This window comes from Planococcus shenhongbingii (assembly GCF_030413635.1).
GTDB lineage: Bacteria > Bacillota > Bacilli > Bacillales_A > Planococcaceae > Planococcus > Planococcus shenhongbingii.
This window is the reverse complement of record NZ_CP129235.1, coordinates 1,970,250-1,992,370: the sequence shown is the minus strand read 5'-3', so window position 1 is coordinate 1,992,370 and position 22,121 is coordinate 1,970,250. Positions and strand designations below refer to the sequence as shown.

At 42.9% G+C, this 22,121-nt stretch carries 18 protein-coding genes, 1 pseudogene and 1 riboswitch; of the genes and pseudogenes, 8 read left to right on the top strand and 11 right to left on the bottom strand.

From position 1 onward, the window contains the following. Positions 1 to 28: 28 nt before the first annotated feature. From QWY16_RS09835 to QWY16_RS09820, 4 genes are all read right to left on the bottom strand, one after another. Positions 29 to 394 (bottom strand): hypothetical protein, encoded by a 366-nt coding sequence (locus QWY16_RS09835; protein WP_300993386.1) that lies wholly within the window; start codon positions 392 to 394, stop codon positions 29 to 31. Positions 395 to 1,222: 828 nt separating this feature from the next. Continuing rightward, entirely contained in the window at positions 1,223 to 2,518 is a 1,296-nt protein-coding gene (locus QWY16_RS09830; protein WP_300988993.1) for a M48 family metallopeptidase, read from the bottom strand. A 482-nt stretch (positions 2,519 to 3,000) separates the two neighbouring features. Continuing rightward, on the bottom strand, positions 3,001 to 4,272 hold the full coding sequence (locus QWY16_RS09825; RefSeq protein WP_300993197.1) for an ATP-grasp domain-containing protein: 1,272 nt from the start codon (positions 4,270 to 4,272) through the stop codon (positions 3,001 to 3,003). A gap of 502 nt (positions 4,273 to 4,774) precedes the next feature. Continuing rightward, positions 4,775 to 5,203 carry an OsmC family protein gene (locus QWY16_RS09820; RefSeq protein ID WP_300993195.1) on the bottom strand — a complete coding sequence of 143 codons (429 nt, stop codon included), beginning with the start codon at positions 5,201 to 5,203 and terminating at the stop codon, positions 4,775 to 4,777. A gap of 262 nt (positions 5,204 to 5,465) precedes the next feature. Between QWY16_RS09820 and QWY16_RS09815 the strand changes: the two genes are divergently transcribed. Together QWY16_RS09815 and QWY16_RS09810 are read left to right on the top strand one after the other, a co-directional pair. After that, positions 5,466 to 6,386: a magnesium transporter CorA family protein gene (locus QWY16_RS09815; RefSeq protein WP_367281342.1), complete on the top strand. Its 921-nt coding sequence runs from the start codon at positions 5,466 to 5,468 to the stop codon at positions 6,384 to 6,386. 354 nt (positions 6,387 to 6,740) lie between these two features. Further along, positions 6,741 to 7,652 carry a 1,4-dihydroxy-2-naphthoate polyprenyltransferase gene (locus QWY16_RS09810; protein WP_300993193.1) on the top strand — a complete coding sequence of 304 codons (912 nt, stop codon included), beginning with the start codon at positions 6,741 to 6,743 and terminating at the stop codon, positions 7,650 to 7,652. Positions 7,653 to 7,771: 119 nt separating this feature from the next. On the opposite strand, the gene QWY16_RS09805 is transcribed toward QWY16_RS09810, so the two are convergent. Then, positions 7,772 to 8,530 carry a hypothetical protein gene (locus tag QWY16_RS09805; RefSeq protein WP_300993192.1) on the bottom strand — a complete coding sequence of 253 codons (759 nt, stop codon included), beginning with the start codon at positions 8,528 to 8,530 and terminating at the stop codon, positions 7,772 to 7,774. A 254-nt stretch (positions 8,531 to 8,784) separates the two neighbouring features. Between QWY16_RS09805 and QWY16_RS09800 the strand changes: the two genes are divergently transcribed. Then, positions 8,785 to 9,651: an STAS domain-containing protein gene (locus tag QWY16_RS09800; protein ID WP_300993190.1), complete on the top strand. Its 867-nt coding sequence runs from the start codon at positions 8,785 to 8,787 to the stop codon at positions 9,649 to 9,651. A gap of 113 nt (positions 9,652 to 9,764) precedes the next feature. On the opposite strand, the gene QWY16_RS09795 is transcribed toward QWY16_RS09800, so the two are convergent. Further along, positions 9,765 to 11,699, bottom strand: coding sequence for a fructose-1,6-bisphosphatase (locus tag QWY16_RS09795; RefSeq protein WP_300993188.1), 1,935 nt, complete (start codon positions 11,697 to 11,699; stop codon positions 9,765 to 9,767). An 810-nt stretch (positions 11,700 to 12,509) separates the two neighbouring features. Between QWY16_RS09795 and QWY16_RS09790 the strand changes: the two genes are divergently transcribed. Next, complete coding sequence (locus QWY16_RS09790) at positions 12,510 to 13,085, top strand: TetR/AcrR family transcriptional regulator (RefSeq protein ID WP_300993186.1); 576 nt, start codon at positions 12,510 to 12,512, stop codon at positions 13,083 to 13,085. Between the two features lie 62 nt (positions 13,086 to 13,147). Then, entirely contained in the window at positions 13,148 to 14,326 is a 1,179-nt protein-coding gene (locus tag QWY16_RS09785) for an MFS transporter (RefSeq protein WP_300993184.1), read from the top strand. A 79-nt stretch (positions 14,327 to 14,405) separates the two neighbouring features. Here the strand turns inward: QWY16_RS09785 and QWY16_RS09780 are convergent, their stop codons facing one another. Both QWY16_RS09780 and QWY16_RS09775 read right to left on the bottom strand, forming a co-directional pair. Next, the gene (locus tag QWY16_RS09780) at positions 14,406 to 15,200 is read right to left on the bottom strand and encodes a S26 family signal peptidase (RefSeq protein WP_300993182.1); all 795 of its coding nucleotides are present in this window, start codon (positions 15,198 to 15,200) and stop codon (positions 14,406 to 14,408) included. Between the two features lie 407 nt (positions 15,201 to 15,607). Further along, a complete protein-coding gene (locus tag QWY16_RS09775; protein ID WP_300993180.1) occupies positions 15,608 to 16,042 on the bottom strand; it encodes a hypothetical protein in 435 nt (144 codons plus the stop codon). A 203-nt stretch (positions 16,043 to 16,245) separates the two neighbouring features. Here QWY16_RS09775 and QWY16_RS09770 point away from each other — a divergent pair, with 203 nt between their 5' ends. Both QWY16_RS09770 and QWY16_RS09765 read left to right on the top strand, forming a co-directional pair. After that, positions 16,246 to 16,803: a helix-turn-helix domain-containing protein gene (locus QWY16_RS09770; protein ID WP_300989257.1), complete on the top strand. Its 558-nt coding sequence runs from the start codon at positions 16,246 to 16,248 to the stop codon at positions 16,801 to 16,803. Further along, positions 16,764 to 17,630: pseudogene (locus QWY16_RS09765) on the top strand (IS3 family transposase); the annotation flags it as partial. The gene QWY16_RS09770 and the pseudogene QWY16_RS09765, both read left to right, overlap by 40 nt. A 74-nt stretch (positions 17,631 to 17,704) precedes the next feature. On the opposite strand, the gene QWY16_RS09760 reads toward QWY16_RS09765, so the two are convergent. Then, positions 17,705 to 19,090, bottom strand: a complete 1,386-nt coding sequence (locus QWY16_RS09760; RefSeq protein WP_300993178.1) for an LLM class flavin-dependent oxidoreductase — start codon at positions 19,088 to 19,090, stop codon at positions 17,705 to 17,707. 195 nt (positions 19,091 to 19,285) lie between these two features. Further along, a riboswitch (SAM riboswitch) is annotated at positions 19,286 to 19,394 on the bottom strand. A gap of 363 nt (positions 19,395 to 19,757) precedes the next feature. Here QWY16_RS09760 and QWY16_RS09755 point away from each other — a divergent pair. Beyond that, positions 19,758 to 20,336, top strand: a complete 579-nt coding sequence (locus QWY16_RS09755) for a YkuS family protein (RefSeq protein WP_300993177.1) — start codon at positions 19,758 to 19,760, stop codon at positions 20,334 to 20,336. Positions 20,337 to 20,425: 89 nt separating this feature from the next. Here the strand turns inward: QWY16_RS09755 and nikE are convergent, their stop codons facing one another. Both nikE and nikD read right to left on the bottom strand, forming a co-directional pair. Further along, positions 20,426 to 21,247: a nickel import ATP-binding protein NikE gene (gene nikE, locus QWY16_RS09750; RefSeq protein WP_300993175.1), complete on the bottom strand. Its 822-nt coding sequence runs from the start codon at positions 21,245 to 21,247 to the stop codon at positions 20,426 to 20,428. A gap of 34 nt (positions 21,248 to 21,281) precedes the next feature. Continuing rightward, positions 21,282 to 22,109: a nickel import ATP-binding protein NikD gene (gene nikD, locus QWY16_RS09745; protein ID WP_300993173.1), complete on the bottom strand. Its 828-nt coding sequence runs from the start codon at positions 22,107 to 22,109 to the stop codon at positions 21,282 to 21,284. Positions 22,110 to 22,121: the final 12 nt, after the last annotated feature.

Here is a 22,121-nt window from a genome sequence, read left to right as displayed (position 1 = left end):
TTTTTTAATGATTCCTGGCAATGGGAAATCATTTATTTGCCAGATCATTGATGGCTTGAACAGCCAGTTCCAGCGCTTTCATTCTTCTTTCTAAAAGTGTTTTTTGGGGACTGCCGTCTTTGGACTTGCCATAGCTGCTTTCAAGTGACGGGAATAAGCCTGTCAGGACATGGCGGGCTTCCGCTAAATCTTTCTGCGTGTAATGATGTTGCTTTTGATTCCAAGCGGTCTCCAATACGGCTAAGCCAATGTATAAAGCATGGAGGCGCTTTTTTATTAAGGTAGTGCTAGCGCCTTTTTCAGCCATATTCGCTAAAGCATTTTCGGATTTACGGATGGTTGATTCGAATGCTTTGATCGCCTCTATTCTTTCTTTTTGTGATGTGTTTTTCATTAATAATTGACCTCTCTTTGCCGGATTAAAGGATTCAACTTCAATTTCCTGTGGCATTCGCCTTGTTTTCCTATTGATGATAGCTTCGCTTAAACCTGTCAATGTACCTCCTCTAGTTCGATTCAAGAGGTATTTTGCATTGATTGAATTGATAAACTCATCTTCGTGTTGATCAAGCTCACCCGTTAGATAAACAAATATCCTTGTGATATCAAAAGCTTTAAAACTGTCGACCGATAAAATGGAATTTTCTCTGCTTCCGAATATCAATCGATCAAATTCCTTTTGTTTGTTCCAATGGCTCTGAATGCGGTGTTTGATATTTCGGCTTCTGCCAATATAGACTTGTGAATATTCATCCAGCACCATCATATAATATCCGGGAACATCTTTTAATCCAGCAAGATCGGTAATTTCTTTAAAGACTTCAGTTTTACTGAGAAAATTTTTGAGTTCTTCATTAAACTCGTGTTCAAACAACGCTCGGCAATAATTCATATTCAAATCATAATTATATAAACTGTCTTTTATCTGTTTCTCTATGAATGATTCAGAGTAAACTTTTCCTTTAATAAACGAACTCTTGTTATTCACCTTTATGTAATTAGCTCTTGTTAACTTTAATCCACTGGACTTTTCGCGTATATTCACTCCGAAATGTTTGATCAACTTATGGCTCTCCTTGCGAAACCTTTTTTCTTATTATACCAAGCAGCTTTCTGCGTGGTGCCCTAACACGCTCTTCTGCCTTGAATAAAAAAACAGGAGAAACTCGCCAGAGCATCTCCTGTTTCTAAAAGTTGAAGTTATATTCCTGAAATTGAATTTTTAATAGGCACCGGATTGCACTAATGTGATGAATTCCGTTTCGGAAGTTGTCCCCATAAAGTCCATCGCAGACATGCCGTCTGGACCAGCCAGAGTTGGATCAGCACCTTTTTCCAACAGCAATTTCGCACTTTCATATTCCCCGTACAGCACTGCTGCGCCCAATCCCGTCGAATAATCATCAACTGTGTTCACATCAGCGCCAGCTTCCAGCAAATATGAAATGATTGCTGTATCCCCTGTATAGATGGCATGCATCAAAGCATCCGCACCTTCCGAATCTTTTTCATTTACATCTGCACCGCCCGCGATAATTTGCTCCACTTCAGCAAGGTCACCGTTTGAAACAGCAGTCATCAGCGGTGTCTGTCCTTCTATCGTAAAATCATCCGAGTAAAGGGACTCCGTAAAACTTTCCGGCATGAACTGCGAATATACCATCGTCCCACCGGCAAATATAGCGATAGTGAGGAAATAAACGCCAATTGCTGCCGCGAACAGCAGAGAGGCACTCAATGCTATTTTGCCATGGTTCGGCGTATAGACAGGAGTGCTGCTGTTTTCAAATTGCTGGATGGCCTGGATGCGTTTAGGCAGGTTGGGATGAGAAGAAAGCACTTCGCTCAACCAAACAAAGCTGTTCGACTCTGAGGAAATCTGTTCTCTATAGGCCTCCTCATTCACTTCCGTATACATTTTCTTGCCGATGCCAAGAAGCGTCAGCGCCCGTTTTGCAGCAGCTGCGTTTTGAATGGTGTACGCAGCATGGCGGTCACAAGTATATTCGCAGGAGCGGCTGTAGGCCGAGCTTAAGAATGGAATAAATCCGGCTGGCATGAGCAGTATGTTTTTCCAGACATGACGGCGTTTCACGTGAGCCAATTCATGGGCAATGACAAAGTTCAACTCATCTTGCCCCTGCTCGCGTGCCAATTCAAATACCTCCGAATACAACACGACCATATTGCGCCCGAAAAACCGGGTAGCAAATGCGTTCAAAGCTCCCTCTGACTGGATGACAAATACATCCGGGACTTTTTTCAATCCCATTTCTTTTGATAATGCTTGGACGCTCTCATAGACATCCGGAAATTGTTTTTCATGAATTCTTACGCCATTTCCGCGAATAGAACCCAGCATTAAGGCATTGGCGAAAAGCAGCATCACGAAAATCGGAATGGCAATAGCAATGCCGACTATAGAAACGATTGCCAATACATACACGAAAATACTGAATGCCAGACTGATGATAAAGTACACGGTCTCTCTGTTTGATTGAATAGATGCGCTGTTCATTTTTTCTCCCCTTCAACATGAAATATCTTACATATATTAGCACATAATACCTAATATAGGATATATAAATTTAAATATTCGAGGAGAGCTTTATTAACTATCAACAAATCCAGAGATTTTTCAATACTTGGGTGATGTATTTTTAACCAAAAATTGATTGGACGATTGTGCTTCCTTTAATTACTTTTATGGGCCTGATCCATTGTTTCGGGACTAGTGGATTATCCAATAAACCGCTATCGGCATTTGAAAGCCGAAAAGTGAAACAGCAAAAAGACAGTCCAGTATTACTGCCTTCTTTCACTGGAATAGAGAGTTCGAAAATTAGAGATGACATTAAGTAGCAGATGCTCTTTATGAATTAAAAAAGGAAAGATTACAAGGCTCCTCTGCAGAGTCCTTTAATCCTTCCTTTTTATTTCTGCTTCTCGAAAGCAGCATGGTGAAAATATTCCGTTTTAAGCTTTTCTTCGTTAATACAATTAAAGCAGCTGCTCCGCTTGAGGGGATGTCGAATATTTTGCAATAATCATATCTTTGCCTTCTGTAGAAATGACTTGCAAAGTGTTATTTATTTCTTCAATCGTTTGATTGAACTCTTCAAGATTTGCAGCGACAATATTGAACCGGCCTAACATTTGTGCGTAAGTGCCGGTCAATAGCACTTCGTCCCCTGTTTCTTGGACCGGTATGTAAGAAATGACCGAAGGCATTTCTTTAATTTGTTCCAAGCCCTTTATTTCCTTGATGGTCCCTGTTCCAAGGAGGATCGATAGATTGCATGCCGGAAACTTCGAATATCCCCGGTCATATTGCTCGACAGGATAGTGATCCAGGTTTCCGCCAATTGCGAAATCCAGCATCATTTCGAGCAAATTAATTCCCATCTGTTTCTCCAGGATTGTGTAATATTGCGTGCCGCTCAGCCGGAATCCCATTTCATAAAAATAAAACTCTCCGTCTTCAAAAAGCGATTGAATGAATAAAACGCCGTTTTCAATTCCCATTCCACCGATCATCGCCTTCACTCTCAAATCGAGTGTGGTTATGTAATGGTCCAAATGCTGCGACGGGAAAATTGTCGCTGTCGGCAACGGTGGATGTTCCTTATACGCTTTATGGACATGGCGGTCTGTCATGGCCGACAGGACCACTTGGCCATTCTTCACCGTATAGAACATCATGACGCCATAGGCATTATCCACAAACCGTTCCACAATCACCTGACCTGATTTGGAATAGCGCAATGCCTTCGCATAGCCTTCTTTTAAGTCCTCTAGGCTGTAGCAAACCATTATGCCTTGGCTGGCATAGCTGTCGACGGGCTTGATGATTACAGGAAATTTAAACTTTTCAGTTTGGCCATCGGCAAGCAATTCGTCAATTTTGTATTCTTCAATTACCGGGACCCCATAACTTCTGCAAAATGCTTTGAACCGCTCTTTGTCCGAACAAATTTCCAGCTGCTCGTATGTGGCATAATGCGGCAAATTCAGCTTTTCGCATAACTCAACGGCCTTCCACGTATTAAAATCATCAAAACCATTAAAGACGCCATCTATTTCTTCCATTTTCGCAATCTCCACTAAGCGGTCAATTTCATCCGTGCTGAAATCATATGACTTGTCCGCAAAGACTTTAGCAGGAGATGCTGGTTCCCTGTCCACTACAATGGTAAAAAGCCCCATCTGTTTTGCCGTAATGACCACATCGATCATATGTGTATAGCCGCCTAAAATCAAAACTTTTTTCACAAGCTTCGCCTCTTCTCTTGCATTTTTTAGTATAAATGAATGATTATGCGTAATTATATCTTCTGTTTTTTCATTTGTCCTGTATATTCACCTATTATGCAGCTTGAAAATGAAAATTGAGTGAAATTTCTTTTAACAAATGCAATTTAAATTTTTCATTAAAAACAAAAGAATAAGAAGCAATGATTTTCAATAAACGATACTTAAAACACTAAAGGTGAATACGGTTTAATAACCATACCCGCCTTAAGTATTTTTCAGCTTGTTGAGAAAGTTTAACTTGTAAGAGCGACTATTCCTTAACCGATATTCCGCCAACCAGCTGCGAAGACATTGGCCGAGGTTTGTGAGGCCAAGTCTTTGCGACGAAGCAGCGAAGCGATGCAGGAGCACAAAGTTTTCGAAGCGATGAGGAGACTGAAGCCATGTCCGCGGAAAGCGTCTCACCTGGAGCGAAATGAGAAAAGGCTGCCAAGATTTTCTCGACAGCCATAAGTGTTTTTCAATCGCTCAATGTTTTACTTGGCTCTCCATTTAAAACATATTTAAACTGAATAGAAGCATTGATAGAATGGACGACTGAGCAGTAAGTGTCGCGTGATAACTTGATGGCTCGAACGACTTTGTCTTCGGGCAAATCACCTTTTATATGATAGCTAATAGCAATCTCGGAAAACCTTCTTGGATGATTTTCCGCCCGTGTCCCTTCAATTTCGATAAAAAATTCATCAATACCTAAACGCATTTTTTCCAGGATCATGACAATATCCATGCCGGTACAAACTGCCGCAGCATGCAATAAGACTTCCGTCGGACGAGGACCGGAGTTTGAGCCGCCGCTTTCAGCACCGGCATCCAGTAAGATTTTGTGTCCGGATTCCGTCATCCCGCTAAAAGCCATTCCGCCATCCCAATTTAATGTTGCTTTCATCTTCATCTCTCCCTTTCCTGTCATCTCTTGTTTTTAAGCAGTTGAATCTTTGAAATGCTCATTGCTTATAATTCACTATACCCAATCTTTAACTAGTTAAAATACAATGTGGATGTTCATGCTAATTTAGAAGAAACCATGATATGGTTAATATGAAGCGCCATATCCTTTTTCAAGTTGATTAGTAGGGTTGATTTTTTTAATTACATAAACCATCTTAGAGCAATGCAAGGAGGCAACACGATGAAAAAGCAATCATTTTATAAAGGGGGAGTGGGAGTGGATATATATAAATCCGGCATCAGCCACTGATATCAACGCACTTAATGATATGCCCCAAGTGGATAAAAACTGGATGGAATCGCTGCAGGAAGAAAAAAACAGCAATCTCGAAATGGAAACAACCATAGAAGGCGAAGAGTTTATTTGGGGTTCCATTATTTATCATCAGGACATAGAAAACCAAAGTGAGCAGACGGTCCTTCAATACTCATTATCCCACCATACCTTAATTACCAGCGAGATCGACTTTTCGCTTATTCACAACTTAACAGAAGAGCAAATGAACAAAAAGATCCAAAAAGCAGGCAATGCCATCGAAGGTTTTATGATTTTTCTTGGTGAAATTGTCGCATCGTATCTTCAAGGCATTGATGCATTTGAAAATGAGACGCATGACTTGTTGTGGCGCATCAAATCCCAAAATAATGAAGATGTTTTGGATCAACTGATGGACAGCCGCCATGAAGTTTTGATTTGGAGAAACCTTATTATTCCCATCATGGAAATTCGGGATGCGGTCCAGGAAGCATACGGCGAAGACATTGCGAATAGCCCGCATTATAAGCGTACCAGCCGCCGCATCGATCGCTGCCGCTCCATTATCAATGAATACGCTGAAGAAGTCCGGGAAATGATTGAACTGGAAACCGTCATTTCTTCACATCGTGGAAACGAAATCGTTAAAACCCTTACTGTAATTACGGTGTTATTCTCTCCCGTTACAGCTTGGGGAGCGCTATGGGCGATGAGGTTTGAATTCATGCCTGAAGTCCAGTGGAAATTCGGGTACCCTTTTTCGATTCTGGTTATTCTCTTGTCAACGGGTGCGCTTTATTATTATTTGAAAAAGAAAGACTGGATTGGCAGCGTGCTGAAAAATCCTAAAGACAAAAAGTTCTGAGGAATGGCAGCGATAGCATGTGCTCCTTCGGCTCAAAAATGGAAAATTGCTTCTCATCCTCTCCGTTTCAATCATTGGCAAACCCATTCAGTAACCTCCTCCTACCAACGATTGCTTTAGCCATAACTGTCCCTCCATTATTTCTTAATTAGCTGTCCGAATTTGACCCTTAGTCCATGAAAGTGAACGTTTTGCAACAAACATCTATAAACTCATACAGATGACGCAAATTGTTGAACCGCAATGAATAATAAAGGGCATTTATTTGCTATAATAAGATATTGTAGAGAAGAAATATCATAATCGAGTTAGCAGGAAATTACGAATAAAGATGCAGGGAGATAAGACAACGTTATGGAAAACACAATGGAAATCAGTTCTGCCAAGTTAATGTGGACAATGACGCGTCCGCACACGTTGACGGCGACTTTTGCACCGGTGATACTCGGGACGGTGGCAGCACTTTATGCAACGGAGATTGATTGGCTTTTATTTATCGCGATGATGGCAGCCTGCTTGGCTTTGCAGATTGCGACGAATTTGTTCAACGAATACTATGATTTTAAACGCGGCCTAGATACAGCTGATTCTGTGGGCATCGGCGGCGGCATAGTGCGGCACGGGCTGCAGCCCAAAAATGTATTGGCCGTTGCGGTTTTGTTATACATCGTGGCCGCGTTTATCGGTCTGTATATTTGCATGAACAGCAGCTGGTGGTTAGTGGTTATCGGTTTTGTTGGCATGGCAATCGGCTTTTTATATACAGGTGGACCCCTTCCAATCGCATACACTCCGTTCGGAGAATTGTTTTCAGGTTTAGCGATGGGAACCGGCTTTGTTTTGATTGCGTTCTTCATTCAAACCAATGCGATTACAGTTGAAAGTGTATTGATCTCCATCCCCGTTGGAATTTTGGTAGGCGCTATCAACATGTCGAATAACATCCGTGATATCGATGAAGACACAAAAGGCGGAAGAAAAACGCTGCCGATTCTTCTTGGACGAGACAAGGCTGTTATCGGTTTGGCTATCGCCTTTGCCGTTGCCTATCTTTGGATTGTCGCCATCGTATTGATGGGTTATGTCAGCCCTTGGGCTTTAGTCGTTTTCCTTAGTTTCAAAAAACCGGTTGCCGCTATCAAAGGGTTCCAAAAAGGGGCATCCGAACCAAAGTATATGAGATTCGCCATGAAATCGACGGCTATGACCAATACGATTTTCGGTTTTCTGTTATCCGCCGGCTTATTGATCAGTTATTTGTTTTAAGCTAAATATTTTTTATAGAACTGAACTTCGAGTGAGAGGACTTTTTCATCTTCCATTCGAAGTTTTTTTGTTGCTTCAAATATTCGGTAAACTGCCCGGTTCTTATATGAAGCGGTTTCCTACCTTATCTTTTCAACAAACAACCGTTTCTTATGCTCAGCTGCATTCACTGAAAATTCCTTTCCATTTTTCAAATGAATCACAACTGTTTCCCCTTTAAAGTTCTCATCAATATGGACAAATACATGTCCTTCCCATTCAATAGAAGCAAACCCGCCTTTTTTTCCTTGTTCTATCCCCAGAAGGCCGTATCCTTGCGGGAAATACTCGTATACAGCGATTGCCGGAGATTCGTCGATGGCCAGTGCGAAAGCTGTGAGTTCTCCGTCAATCCACTCATCCTGTTTGGTTATGACTGGAAGATCTTTTTCTAATGAATACTCTTCTCCGTAGGAAAACTCCAATTCTTTCCACAGATCTTGCTGCGCTGGATACTCCTGTTTGGTCCATGTGCTTGGTTGGCTCACTTCCCCTGACTGATCAACGTATAGAGTGACCCCAAACAACGGAGATTCAATTTTATTAACTTCAAAAGAACCAACTGAATACCCCTGTTCATATCGTTCCGGGACGATGTCGAATTCATTTTCAGGATAGTGTTTGGATAAGTGGTCCACCAGTATTCCATATCGCTCTTCATGTTCATTTATCTTTAGCACGGGAAAATAAAGATAATATCCGACAAATCCGAGGACCAGTATACTCGTTAACAATAGTGCCCATCTTTTTCTTTTCCTCAAAATTAGCCAAATAAATACGATGGCAGCCATCACGCCTATCCCAATCAAACCGAAAAAAATAGTTTCAGCAGGGTTCATGCATTCACTCCTTCTTGTCGAGTATTTACTTATCAATTCCATTCGAATTCTCTGCTTGTGGCTGTTTTCTTCTAATATACTAAGAAGCTAAAAGGATAGCTAGATAAATTTGGAAGTGGATATCCCCTTTGATATCATCCAAGTTTCAAGTCCATCTGAAGAAGAGTGAATGGTCGAAATGTGCATATCATCCAAGACTCATATAGTATAGTTATATGGAACAAGTAATTTCAGTTAAACGAGGAGTAGGAATCATGTTAAAAGAACAATTGACGTTAAAAAATAAGAAACTACATGAATTTTTATGTGAAAAAAATAAAGAGCTTACAGAACAATGGTTTGATACATTGGATAAAAGTGCCGTAGGTGTATACGCATCTTCAAATCCAGAAACCATTGAAAAGTTAAAGCAGCAAAACTTTGAGTTCCATGAACGGTTTTGCCATATGTTTGATAGAGATGACAACGAATGCATAAAAGAATTTCAGGACTGGATTCTACGCGTGGCAAAAGATGAAGGTCATTTAGCCACTCCTCTTGATGCAGTCTTGAAAGAATTTTTTAGAACGCAGAAACAATACCTGCAGCTTATTGAAGAATTTGCAGAGACACAGGAAGAAAGAATTTCTTCAGAACAGGTAAATGCCTGGAGCAAGGCAGTCGTTGATACCATCAATGACATCATTCTAGAATTTACCGTTCAAAATACGAAAGCAGCAGAATCCCGGTTGAACGCCCAGCAAGAAATGATTATTGAAATGAGTGCACCTGTGATTCTATTGACAAAGGAATTCGGCTTATTGCCTTTGGTCGGAGAAATCCATACATACCGGGCACAGATCATTTTTGAAAAAGTTTTAAAACAATGCCACCAAAATTCCATTGAACGGTTGTTTATTGATTTATCCGGTGTGCCGATTGTTGATACAATGGTTGCTCATCAAATCTTCCAATTGATTGAAGGGCTAAAAATTATTGGAGTCAAAACAGCGATTGCCGGCATCAGCCCTGATATTGCCCAAACTGCTATTCAGTTAGGCATCAATTTTGGTGATGTTAAAGTATTCAGTAAGCTGGAACAAGCGATGAAATTCAACAACTTGCAAGTTTCCCATAAATAAAATCGCTTTTTGAAAACGATACTTTTGTTTCTATAATTAAGTTTAATAAAAAGCGGACGTTCCGAGATTAAAATCATCTCGAAACATCCGCTTTTTGTTATTTTGTGAGGATATCAGTTCATATATCGGTATTCCCGCAAATTATTTAAGTTGTTAATTTCTTGTATTAACTCCTCACCGATATTGGTCTCTCTGACCTTTTTTCGTTCCAATTCTTCATCGACCAGTCTTTTTACAGACAATACATCGGTTTCATTGCTTAATACTTCATCTTTTGAATTGAAAAGCTGATGGGCGACCAGCTGCATGCCGTAGGAATTGTATAAGAGTGTATACCCTGCAATCCCCGTGGTCGATTGGTAAGCCTTCGAAAATCCACCGTCAATAACCAGCATCTTGCCGTTTGCTTTGATTGGATTTTCCCCGTCAATTTCTTTTACCGGCGTGTGGCCATTGATAATGCGGCCATGGTCCGGATTCAAATCAAATTCTGCGAGCATCTTGCGGCACATTTCCTCGTCTTCGCGCAAATAATAATAAGGGTTCTTTCTTTCCTTATGCGTTTCTTTTTCTTTAATAAAATAGCGTTCGAACGTAGTCATTTCCCTTTTCCCAAAAAGCGATGATTTTTCACCGGTCCATAGGTACCAGACCATATCGGTCGCAAAGTCATCCGTTTCTTCTGGACGGGCAAAGGAATATCGGAGATAGCGCTCAAAGACATCCAGCAGCTCACGTCCTGCATACTCTTTGCCCTCGATTTCCATTTTTTCCATATCACCGTTTTCATCCAGTGGAATGCAGCCGTGTATCAGCAAGTTGCCATTATACTTCAAATAAAGGCTGCCTTTTTTCATGATGAAATTCATATGTCTGGCGAGTTTTTCCGAATGCTGGAAAGAGAACAGCAATTTATCCATTACTTGCTGTTCTTCTTCCAACAGTTCATCCGGCTGCTCTGGATTGATTGTCGCAAAGCAAGTGTTTTCCAGTTTATAGTTTATGCCATAAAGGGTGGCTTCGTTTTTGCCATAATTGACTTTCTCAAGCAAGAGCCGGTCCGTCATGTCAAAACAAGGCCGCCGTTTGATGATCGGGCTTTCCAGTTTGAATTGAATGATTGAAATGGCCTGATGGATTTTGGTGATTTGCATCTGTTCTTGCTCTGTAAGTTGTTCTCCAGAAATCCGTTTTGGATGAAAAGCAGGGTTGTCGTCATAGTATTTCTCTGCCAGGTTCAGCAGCGGCCGCAGATTGATGCCATACACATCTTCAATGATATCCAGGTTGTTGTATCGCGCACAGATCCGGATGATATTCGCCAGGCAAACCTTTGATCCGGCGAAAGCCCCTAACCACAAGACATCGTGATTCCCCCATTGAATATCAACTGAATGATAATCGATGAGCGTATCGACGATTTTATGCGGATCGGGCCCACGGTCATAAATATCGCCCACAACGTGGAGATGGTCGACAACCAAACGCTGCGTGGTATAAGCCAGACCGATAATCAGTTTATCGGCTTGGCCGAGTGCAATGATTTGCTCGACCATTTTTGCATAATACTCTTTCTTGTTTTTGAACTCATCTGTCTTGTACAGCAGCTCTTCAATGATGTACACAAATTGTTTCGGCAAAGCTTTGCGCAGCTTCGAACGGGTGTATTTCGAAGACGCATAAGCAACCAGCTTCAACATGCACTCGATCATTTCTATGTACCAGTCATGCAATTCCTGTTTGGTACTGAAATGGCTTTTGATCAGTTTGATTTTCTCTTCGGGATAATAGACCAATGTCGCAAACCCGTTCAATTCTTTTTCATCCAACACATCTTCAAAAAGGTCTCTGATTTTCACTTTTACATTCCCTGAACCATTCCGCAGCACATGCTGAAAAGCTTGGTACTCGCCGTGCAAATCACTCACAAAATGTTCCGTGCCTTTAGGCAGATCCAGAATGGCTTCAAGATTGATGATTTCAGTGGCCACTTTTTCTTCACTGTCGTATTTTTGAGCCAGCAAATCCAGGTATTTTAAATTTTTCATGATGCACCCCTCCAAATCTCAATAGTCATTCTTCAGTTAATCCAGTCGTACTTCCATTATAAAGGAAATCCGTCGAACATTTCTCTTTTAATTGAAAAAGCTGTCTATTCTGATGCAATTCTTTTAATTTACTGTCATGTCACGGCCTGTTCTTGTCCCATCAATTTTGTTTTTCGGCTAAGCACTTCAAAAAATCAATAACTTAATAACTGACGAGCTTGTAGACAAAAGTATATTTATCACGCTAACGGAATAAACATCCCTCTTTTATTGGCGCGATGCCGGATCCTGCGCGCCAGCCGGACGCTTTCCGCGGGCTCGCGCCGAACTAACTCGGGCTAATGCCCGAGTGGATTTCGGCACTTCGCTGTCCCGCAGGAGTCGCCGGCTGGCGCTCCGGATCCTGGAACAGGCTAGAGTCCCAAGCGTCCTCCAGGAGCAATTGCTGCAGTTGAAGAAGTGTTTTGAAACCATCGCCTTGATTCAAAAGTGAAGCCCAACCGGGCCGGGCACGAAGACTCCTGTGGGAGCAGCGAAGCGACTCGAGCTGAAGACCCCGCAGGAAGCGAATTGTGCTTGCACGATTCGTTTGCGACGAAGCTAGCGCAGCGATGCAAGAGCACCGGGTTTTCTAAGTGACGAGGAGGCTGAAGCCGAGCCCACGGAAAGCGAAGTGGCCGGCCCGGTTGGTTTTATTCAACCATATTCATCAGCCTTTGACTTTGTCTACAGTCTGAATGACATTTGAAACAATTGACCTTTAAAATCTTTTATGCAATATTAGACTAACGACCGTTAGGAAGGTGAAAAATGAAAAAAGAAATATTGCAGGCTGCTCTCAGCCATTTTGCGAATGAAGGCTATGAAGGAGCTTCTCTTGGAAAAATAGCGGAATCCGTGGGCATTAAGAAACCTTCAATTTACGCTCATTATTCCGGCAAGGACGATTTGTTCTTTTCTGCAATGGAATATGCATTGAAAAGCGAAAGGCGCCATTTGGCCACTTATTTCACTGACATGAAAAATGAGCCGCTGGAGGTTTTATTGCTTGGCTATTTCGAGTGGTTTATCAAGGATTTGGAAGGCAATGAGCATATGAAGTTTATCCTTAGAACTATGTACTTCCCACCCGCTCGACTTGAGAAAGAAATAGCTGAAATGATCAATCCCTTGTTCGATCAAATGCATCGGCATTTAACACGGGTTTTTAGGGAACGCGAGCGCCGGGAAAAAATCCTCTATTCCGATGATTTTTCCAGCTGCGCCCTGGCATTTATCACGGTCATCGAAGGAACGATCACGGAGTTGGTTTATAGCGGCACGGCCGCGTACCGGAAACGCTTTGAAGCGGTGTGGCCGATTTTTTGGCGCGGCCTAGTACGATAATAAAGCATTATAAAAATGAGTAGTATTTTTACTGTTTAAAAACTGCAAACGAGGTTCATATTATGAAGAATTACAAATTGGTTTTATTTATCTTGCTGTTAAATTTATTTATCGCTTTTCTGGGAATTGGACTAGTCATCCCCGTAACCCCAACGATTATGAACGAATTGAATATCTCGGGAACAGTGGTCGGCTATATGGTCTCGGCATTTGCGCTGGCACAACTGATTGTCTCTCCGCTGGCCGGACGGGCAGTTGACAAATACGGCCGAAAACCTTTAATCATTCTGGGGCTATTTGTCTTTAGTGTTTCCGAGCTGTTATTCGGGCTTGGACAAACGGTTGAAGTGCTGTTCATATCGCGTGTTTTAGGAGGCGTCAGTGCCGCTTTTATCATGCCGGCTGTTACTGCCTATATTGCGGACATCACGACGCTCAAAACACGGCCGAAAGCGCTCGGCTATATGTCTGCAGCTATTTCGACCGGTTTTATCATCGGGCCTGGCATTGGCGGTTTCCTTGCAGAAATCGGTACGCGGCTTCCCTTCTTTTTTGCGGCTGGCTTCGGGCTGTTTGCGATGCTGTTATCGCTCCTGCTATTGAAAGAACCGGAACGCCAAAACGAGGTACAGCATTTATATGGAGAACAGAAAACCGGATTTGGACGTATTTTGTCTCCACTTTATTTTGTCGCGTTTATGGTGATCTTAATTTCTTCTTTCGGCCTCGCTTCTTTTGAATCGTTTTTCGCTTTGTTTGTGGACCATAAATTTGGCTTTTCACCACAGGATATCGCAATTGTCATTTCACTTGGAGCCGTTGTAGGCGTCATTGTACAAGTCGGCTTTTTTGACCGTTTCACGCGCTGGTGGGGTGAAATCCGGCTGATCCGCTACAGCTTGATCGTTTCCACGCTGCTTGTCCTTTTGTTAACTTATGTGACGAGTTACTGGGCCATCTTATTGGTAACGATGGTGGTCTTTGTTGGATTCGACTTGATGCGGCCGGCAGTGACCACTTATCTTTCAAGGATTGCCGGTAATGAACAAGGATTTGTCGGCGGAATGAATTCGATGTTTACGAGCATCGGCAACATTATCGGGCCAATTGCCGGAGGCATTCTGTTTGATATCGACCTTAACTACCCTTTCTATTTTGCGACTGTCGTACTGGCAATCGGCATCGCTTTAACGTATTTCTGGAAAACACCTAAACAAGCAATTCCAAGAGCAGGGGATTAACTTCCCTGCTCTTTTTTATCCGGCTTTCCCAAGACTCTTAGCTTGAAAAAAGCAGCGTTGGACTTGGTCCCAGTGTTTATTAGCTGCCTTGATAATATCCTAGCACTTCATCTTGAATTTCAGAAGTAGGCAATCTATGCTGATTGCCTCGAAACCAATCGTCTCCAACAACAAAGATTTCGTCTTCAGCCAACTGGAATTCTCTTGTAGTTTGTGAAAAAATTTCCTTCATCGAATCAATATTTTGAGTTGCTCCATTTTCTATCAGTACCTTATTGTATTCAGCGTTTGAGCTTATACCTACTCGATGTGCACGGCCATAAAAAGTGTCCAATTTCCGGCCGTTGATATAGATTTGGCCATTGATGATTTCTACCGTTTCCCCCGGCAAACCAATCACTCTCCCCACAGTTCGCTGCATCCCATTAAAAAATTCCGCTTCATAGACGATGACATCTCCTCTGGCAATCTCTTTTTCCGTGTAGGGTTGAGGGTCAATCAATAATGGATATTCTGTATAATCATGATTTCCTCTGTCCATTGAATCGTATTTAAAGTCGAATACTTCTAGTGGTTCTTCATACTCTGTAAATAGCTGAATAATCGCCTCCGTTCCAGCGTCTGTAAGAACCGGATTTTCCTGTGTGGAGGTGGAAGGAACCGAAATATTTTCGTTCAAAGCGAGCAAGGAGAACAACGTTCCAACTGCCATGAGCAACACCAACATAGCCGCATATTTGAATGGTCCGATCCCTTTTCCACCAGATGCCTTATTCTCTTTTTTCATCTCCATTAAAAATTTTCTTTTTATTGGTTCCTTGAAGAGAGGGTAATTCCCGATAAACTTGTCCAATTTTTGTTTAAATTTGTTCATCTTGTAATCCTCACATTCTCTTGGGCCGACCTTATCTCTCAATAGCTTTTTTGCTCTTCTAATTCTGGTTTTGATGGTATTTTCAAAGCAGTTTAGGAGATTGATGTTTTTTTGGTGGTACTTGGCATTTATGGATGGTAGGTTTGGAAAGGTAGGTTTTTAAGGAAGATCGGTGTTCAGACTGGCTGGATTTCTGGTGAAAACTGACGAAAACTTCCTCCATGACTCTCCGTGATGTTTTTCATCTGTTCATCATTGGATGTCTTGGCCTCAAAACCTCTCTGCACCGACTTAACACCCGTCCTTTCCGGAACACCCCATAGACGGCAAATGAATCAAATTAGGTTCAATCATTAAAAATCCCCAACCAAAGAGAAGACGGTGTCCAGGCCGACATCAGCCTTCCCTCAAGTTCTTGTCGCTTCTTTCATAGTTCTGTTATTAAAACTATCCAGCAATACGTAACCAAAAACCAGTCCAGCAACTGTCGGTACAGTCGTTCCGCCTATTAAGATGATTTCCGGAATGGCAATCCATCCTATTATGAACGGCATGAAAGGCAAAAAAGACATCAATACCAGAAAAAGTGATGGCAAACCGATTGCAGCAAAAATGGGCCAGTCGAACTTTCGAGACTTGTTCTCTTTCGCTTCAAGAAGAAATTTCGGAGTACGCAGCAGCAACCCCAATGCTACAGGGAAAAGTGCAATAAACACTCTCAGCGCAGCTGGCTCAAATGTTTGTTGCGCCATCTCATTCAACTGCTCTTGAAGCTGCATGCCAAAATACAATACAAATCCCAGAACTATTGTCCAGGCGAAATAATATAGAAATCGTTTCAAAACCATCTCCTCCTTCATAGGGATTGCACGGGAACTATTCATTGTATGCTTATATACGATGGGAAAAGAAAGATGGTTTCATTAACTTGAAATAATTTCCTGTTAGCTTGTTTAATAGTCGTTTGCAATCAAAAAAGGAGAGAAGAAGTGGTACTGCACCCCAAAAGTTAGAGTTAAAAATCTAACTTTTGGGGTGTTTTTCTATGATGAAATATAGCGAAGAATTTAAACTGAAGCTGGTCAACGAGTATTTGGCTGGCCCGTTGGGTTATCCACGCTTAGCCCGAAAATACGGGATATCCAGCCACGGGCAAATAGCACGCTGGGTGCGGGCTTTCCAGGCATTCGGAAAAGAAGGATTGCGGAACAGGCAAAAAAACAAGGTGTATTCTGTTCAATTCAAATTGGATGTATTACACTTTATGAAACAAACAGGCGCTTCCTACCAGGACGCAGCGATTGAATTCAAGATGCACAACCCGACGCTTATTGTGAAATGGAAACAGACATTTTTGGCGGAAGGGGCAGGAGGCCTGAGAAAGAAAGGACGGCCACCCATGGCGAAAAATTCGAAAAAGAAACCGGCAAAACCGGCTGGGACGATGTCCCGTGAAGAACAACTTGAACGCGAGAATGAGCTTCTCCGTTTGGAAGTCGCTTATTTAAAAAAGTTGAACGCTTTCCAGGAGAATCCGGATGCCTACCTCGAAAAGCACAAGCAGCGCTGGCATTCGAACTCCAAAAAGAAGGATTCCGATTAACGGATGTGCTGGAGATCGTCGATCTGCCAGAAGCGACGTATCATTACCACCGCCAGCGATTTGGGTTGGAAGATCCGGATCTGGAATGGAAAACGTTGATTCTGGCGCTCTTCGAAAAACACGACGGCCGTTACGGGTATCGCAGGATCTCTCTGGAATTAAAGGCGCAAGGGTACGTCATCAACCACAAGAAAGTCCAGCGCATCATGGGCGAATTGAACCTCACTTGCGTAAAGTTCATTCGGAAATCGCGCTATCGTTCCTATAAGGGGCAAGTAGGCACCATCGCCAAAAACCGGTTGAACCGCCGGTTCCACACCACGCATGCCTTGCAAAAAATCGTGACGGACGTGACGGAATTCAAATGTGCAGGAGAAGAAAAGCTGTATTTGAGTCCGCTGATGGATCTCTACAACGGGGAAATCATTGGCGTGAGTATGGCGAAACGCCCAACCCTCGACTTCGTCATGGAATCGTTACGGAATGCCCTGCCAGTCATCGGAGAACAAGCCAGGTATCGGACCACCATCCATTCCGATCAAGGTTGGCATTACCAGCACCGATACTGGGCGAAGACATTGAAAGAGAACCGGATTTTCCAAAGCATGTCCCGAAAGGCGACGTGTGCCGACAACGCGGCCATGGAGAACTTCTTCGGCCTGCTTAAACAAGAGATGTATTACGGAGAAGAATTGGTCCCCTTCGAAGAACTGAAACTGAAAATTGAACGGTACGTCCATTACTACAACCATGAACGCATCAAGCAAAAATTGGCCGGCATGAGCCCGGTGAACTACCGAATTCATGCCAGCCAATTAGCTGCATAACTGAAACTCTAACTTTAAGGGGTCACTACCAGTGCTTTTTTAAGCACTTCTCCTCCCTACTGATCGAGTAATTTTTAATTGTTTGCCGTTACTGGCACTCGCGCATATTGCTTTCCAGGATGAGCAGGCGATAAATGAGCGCCTTCTCCAAATAAAGCATCACGCAAAGAATTTCCTTCGTATTCTTTTTGCACAAGTCCCCGCTCTTGAAGAATCGGCACAACGAGTTCAATGAAATCTTCAAAAGTTCCAGGGGTGATGGCGTAAGCAATATTGAAGCCATCGATGCCTGTTTCATTTACCCATTTTTCAAGCGTATCGGCAACCTGCTCTGGAGATCCGACAGTGAATGGCCCAAGTCCACCAATGCCGACATATTCTTTAATGTCATTGACCGTCGGTTTTCTGCCAGGCAGGATTTTGGTGAAGTTTTCCAAAGCGGACTGGATGGCATCATTTTCAATGTATTCAAGCGGCTGGTCTGGTGCATAGCCGGACAAATCAATGCCAGTCCACCCTCCGAACAAGGCAAGAGCCCCTTCATGGCTGATATGCTTCTTATAGTCATTGTATTTTTCGATTGCCTCTTCTTCAGTTTTGCCGACAATAGGTGTCAGCAAAGCAAGAATCTTCACATCGTCCTTCTTCCGCCCGGAACTCTCAACTTCCGCATGTATTTTATCTACCGTTTTTTTGGCCAGTTCAACATTCGGTGGGCCAATGAAGACACATTCAGCATGTTTTCCGGCAAAAGCCACACCTTTTTTAGAAGCGCCTGCCTGGTAAAGGACAGGTGTCCGCTGTCTGGAAGGTTCCGTTAAATGGGCACCGGGCACTTTATAGTATTTCCCTTCATGCTGGATATCATGCACTTTTTCAGGATCTGTATAAATGCCATTTACTTTATCCAGCAGCACGGCATCTTCTTCCCAACTGGATTCCCATAATTTATAGCACACTTCCAAATACTCCTCGGCAATGTCATACCGCTCGTCATGCTTGATCTGGTCGTCTAACCCGATATTGACAGCCGCGCTCTTGAGATAAGAAGTCACAATGTTCCAGCCGATGCGGCCTTTAGTTAAATGATCCAGCGTAGAAATCCGGCGGGCAAAAGTGTATGGATGTTCATGAGTAACGGAAGCAGTAACACCGAACCCCAAATGTTTCGTGACTGCCGACATAAGTGGCACGACCAGCAGCGGATCGTTGACAGGAGACTGCGCCCCTTGCCGGACGGCGGCATCTCTGGAGCCATTATAGACATCATATGTACCGAGGACATCCGCGATAAAGATGGCATCGAACTTTCCTTTTTCCAATAGCTTCGCCAATTCGATCCAATACTCGCTGTCTTTATATTTATGCGATTGATCTTCGGGGTGCGTCCAGAGCCCAGGTGATTGATGTCCAGCGCAGTTCATATCAAATGCATTTAAATAAATCCGTTTGTTTGTCATAAAAATCCGCTCCTTTGTGTGCACCGTTTTTGGTGTTTCAACTAACCTTTTTAACACAATGATTGATGTGAGGATTTACCATTGCCCTTTCTTTATATGTACTTGCCGTATTTAAATTTGAGGACAATGAACAAAATAAAAAACCTCCTTTTCTCGGCTAAAGAGAATAGAAGGTTGTATATGTACACAATCCCGCTCTTATCTCCCAAGAATAAAATTCTTGCTGGATTTAGCACCTTTCTGACAAATGTCAGAGGTTGCTGAAGCGTCAACGGGCCAGTCCCTCGGCTTCTCTGGATAAGATTATTAAATTAAAAATAATCATAATATTAAATCAATAGAAAGTCAACGTAATTTGTGAAAATTTTATTTATCCTATAAGTCTTATTATTTAACTTGGATTAATTGTATGAAGAAGAACTTTATTTTGATGGTAGCTCCATGAAATTCAGTTGCATTTCAAAAAACAACGGATGCTTTTTTTGATCCTTGATTACTGCCACCAGATAATGTCCTCTGCTTTCTAGCGTTCTTCTATCGTTCTCCCATCTATACATTCTATTTTCTTACAAAAATTTTCTTAGAAGTTATCGCGCATATGTTTAACTAATGGGCTAGATAGGGAAAGACACTAGAATAACGATAATAAAGAAAGAGGTTTGATAATATGCCAAGAATCGCAGTAGAACATCCGTTTACAGACATCCAGCTCGCATTAGGGAAAAGAGGATATCAGGCAGACATGCTTGACCAGAAAGCAAACGCAGCCAAATACGATGTCCTGGTCGTCCGCAATTCTGAAAGCTACGACCACCTTCGCTTCAAGGGCTCCTTAGTGGAAGTAAGCGGAAGCACGGTTAACGAAATTGTTGACGAAGTGGAAGAACGTTTGCAGCGCGCTGGGAAAATCCCAGGCCAGCCGGATGCAGCGAAAAGCGAATCAGGCAGCGGGTTTTTCGCTGGCCTCTTAAGCGGAGCAGCGATCGGCTCGGTAGTGGCCCTTCTTTTAGCACCGAAAAGCGGCAAAGAACTCCAAGTTACCGTCAAAGAAAAATTAGCGAGCAGCAATTCAAGCGGTGATGGAAGCGGAAAATTGAGCCAAGTAAAAGAAAAAGCAACAGATTTGGCCAACCAAGCGAAAGAAAAAGCAACCGAAGCCACGACTCAAGTGAAAGAGAAAGTTTCCAGCTCGTCTAAAGACCCGCAAGGCACTGAAACTTCAAGAGATTCTTCATCATTGAATTAAAATAACGAGGATAAAAAAAGCCGAAGAGCCCACTTTCCAGTGGGCTCTTCGGCTTTTTGCATATGATAGCTTGGCTGCTTGATTCTGCATCAAACAAAACTTTTATCAGAAGAAATCGTTCGGTTCCGTGGATGTTCCGAAAGGATAGAAGACACCAACTTCTTTACAACAGGTTGTTCCGAAGAAAAAATTTCATTTTTGTCTTGGCTGATTGCGATCAATCTGCCTTTTTCCATGACTGCTAAAGCATCCGAAATGGAATAGGCAGCTCTGATATCATGGGTGATAAAAAGATAAGAAAGGCCATAGGCCGATTTCAGATCATTTAATAAGCTCAGGATATTTGTTTGGTTCACCATATCGAGACTGCTGACGGATTCATCCAGGACCATCAATTTCGGCTTTAAAGCAATGGCTCTGGCAATATTGATCCGTTGCAATTGCCCTCCGCTGAACTGCCGGGGGTATTTTTTCATATCTCCCGCATCCAGCCCCACCATATCCAATAAATGTGCAATCGTCCGTTTCATCTCGGAAGCCGACAGCCTTTCGTAGTTTTCCAACGGCTCCCCGATAATCTTTTCCGCCGTCATGCGCGGATTCACGGATGAATAACTATCCTGAAAGACCACTTGAAGATCTCTTCTGAGACGTTTTCGGGTAAAGGAATCCATTGTATAAATGTCTTCGCCTTGGAAAATGACTTTGCCTTCTTTCGGCTGCTCCACCCCTAGAATGACTTTGCCTAACGTGCTCTTGCCTGCTCCACTTGTTCCAAGAAGCCCCAAACATGTCCCTTCTTCGATAGTAAGAGAAACCTCGGAAAGAACCGGTGATTCTCTCTCCTTGCGCCAAAAAGAACGGGTCGGGCCGTAGGTATGTGTAACGCTTTTGACTTCCAGTAAACTCATAGACTTCCGCCTTTCCGCTCGTTGCCTGCCGATTCTAGATAACCAGTTTTTTCAACTGTTCATTTATTGGCAAAACAGGTCTGACTTGGAGCAGTCTTTTTGTATAGACATGCTGAGGGTGATCGAACAGTTGGAAGACATCGGTTTTTTCCACAATCCGCCCCTTTTGCATCACGGCCACTTCGTCGGCCAGTTCCGAAATCACCCCTAAGTCATGTGAAATCAGCAAGATTGAAGTGCCGCATTCCGTCCGGAGCCGATCCAGTTCCTTAAGCACTTGCATCTGGGTGGTCACATCAAGAGCTGTTGTCGGTTCGTCGGCAATCACAACAGATGGGCGCAGGCACATCGAAATTGCGATCATGACGCGCTGGAGCATCCCGCCGCTCAGCTGAAAAGGATAGTTCCGCATAATCTTGGCCGGTTCTTGCAGATTCATCGCTTCCAGGGAAGAAACCGCCAATTCGCTTGCCTGTTTTTTGGTCAGGTTTGTATGGCTCCGGATGGTTTCAACAAATTGGTTGCCGATGGTGAATACAGGCGTAAAAGCGTTCATCGGATTTTGCATGATGTATCCGATCTCTTTTCCAAGAACGCTCCGCATCTCTTTCGACTTCAATCCATTGAGTTCACGGCCATTCAATTGGATGCTGCCTTCTACTTGTGATGTTTTCTGATTTAACAACTGGAGCAGAGCCAGGCAAGTGATTGTTTTCCCACTCCCGCTTTCTCCGACAAGGCCCAGCACTTTCCCGGGTTTCATGTCCAATTGGAGATTGTGAACCAGAGAAAGCATGCCTTGCTCCGTTTTTACAGCGACATTCAAGCCGCTCACCTGCAAAACATTGCGATGTTTTTCCATCAGCCACATTCC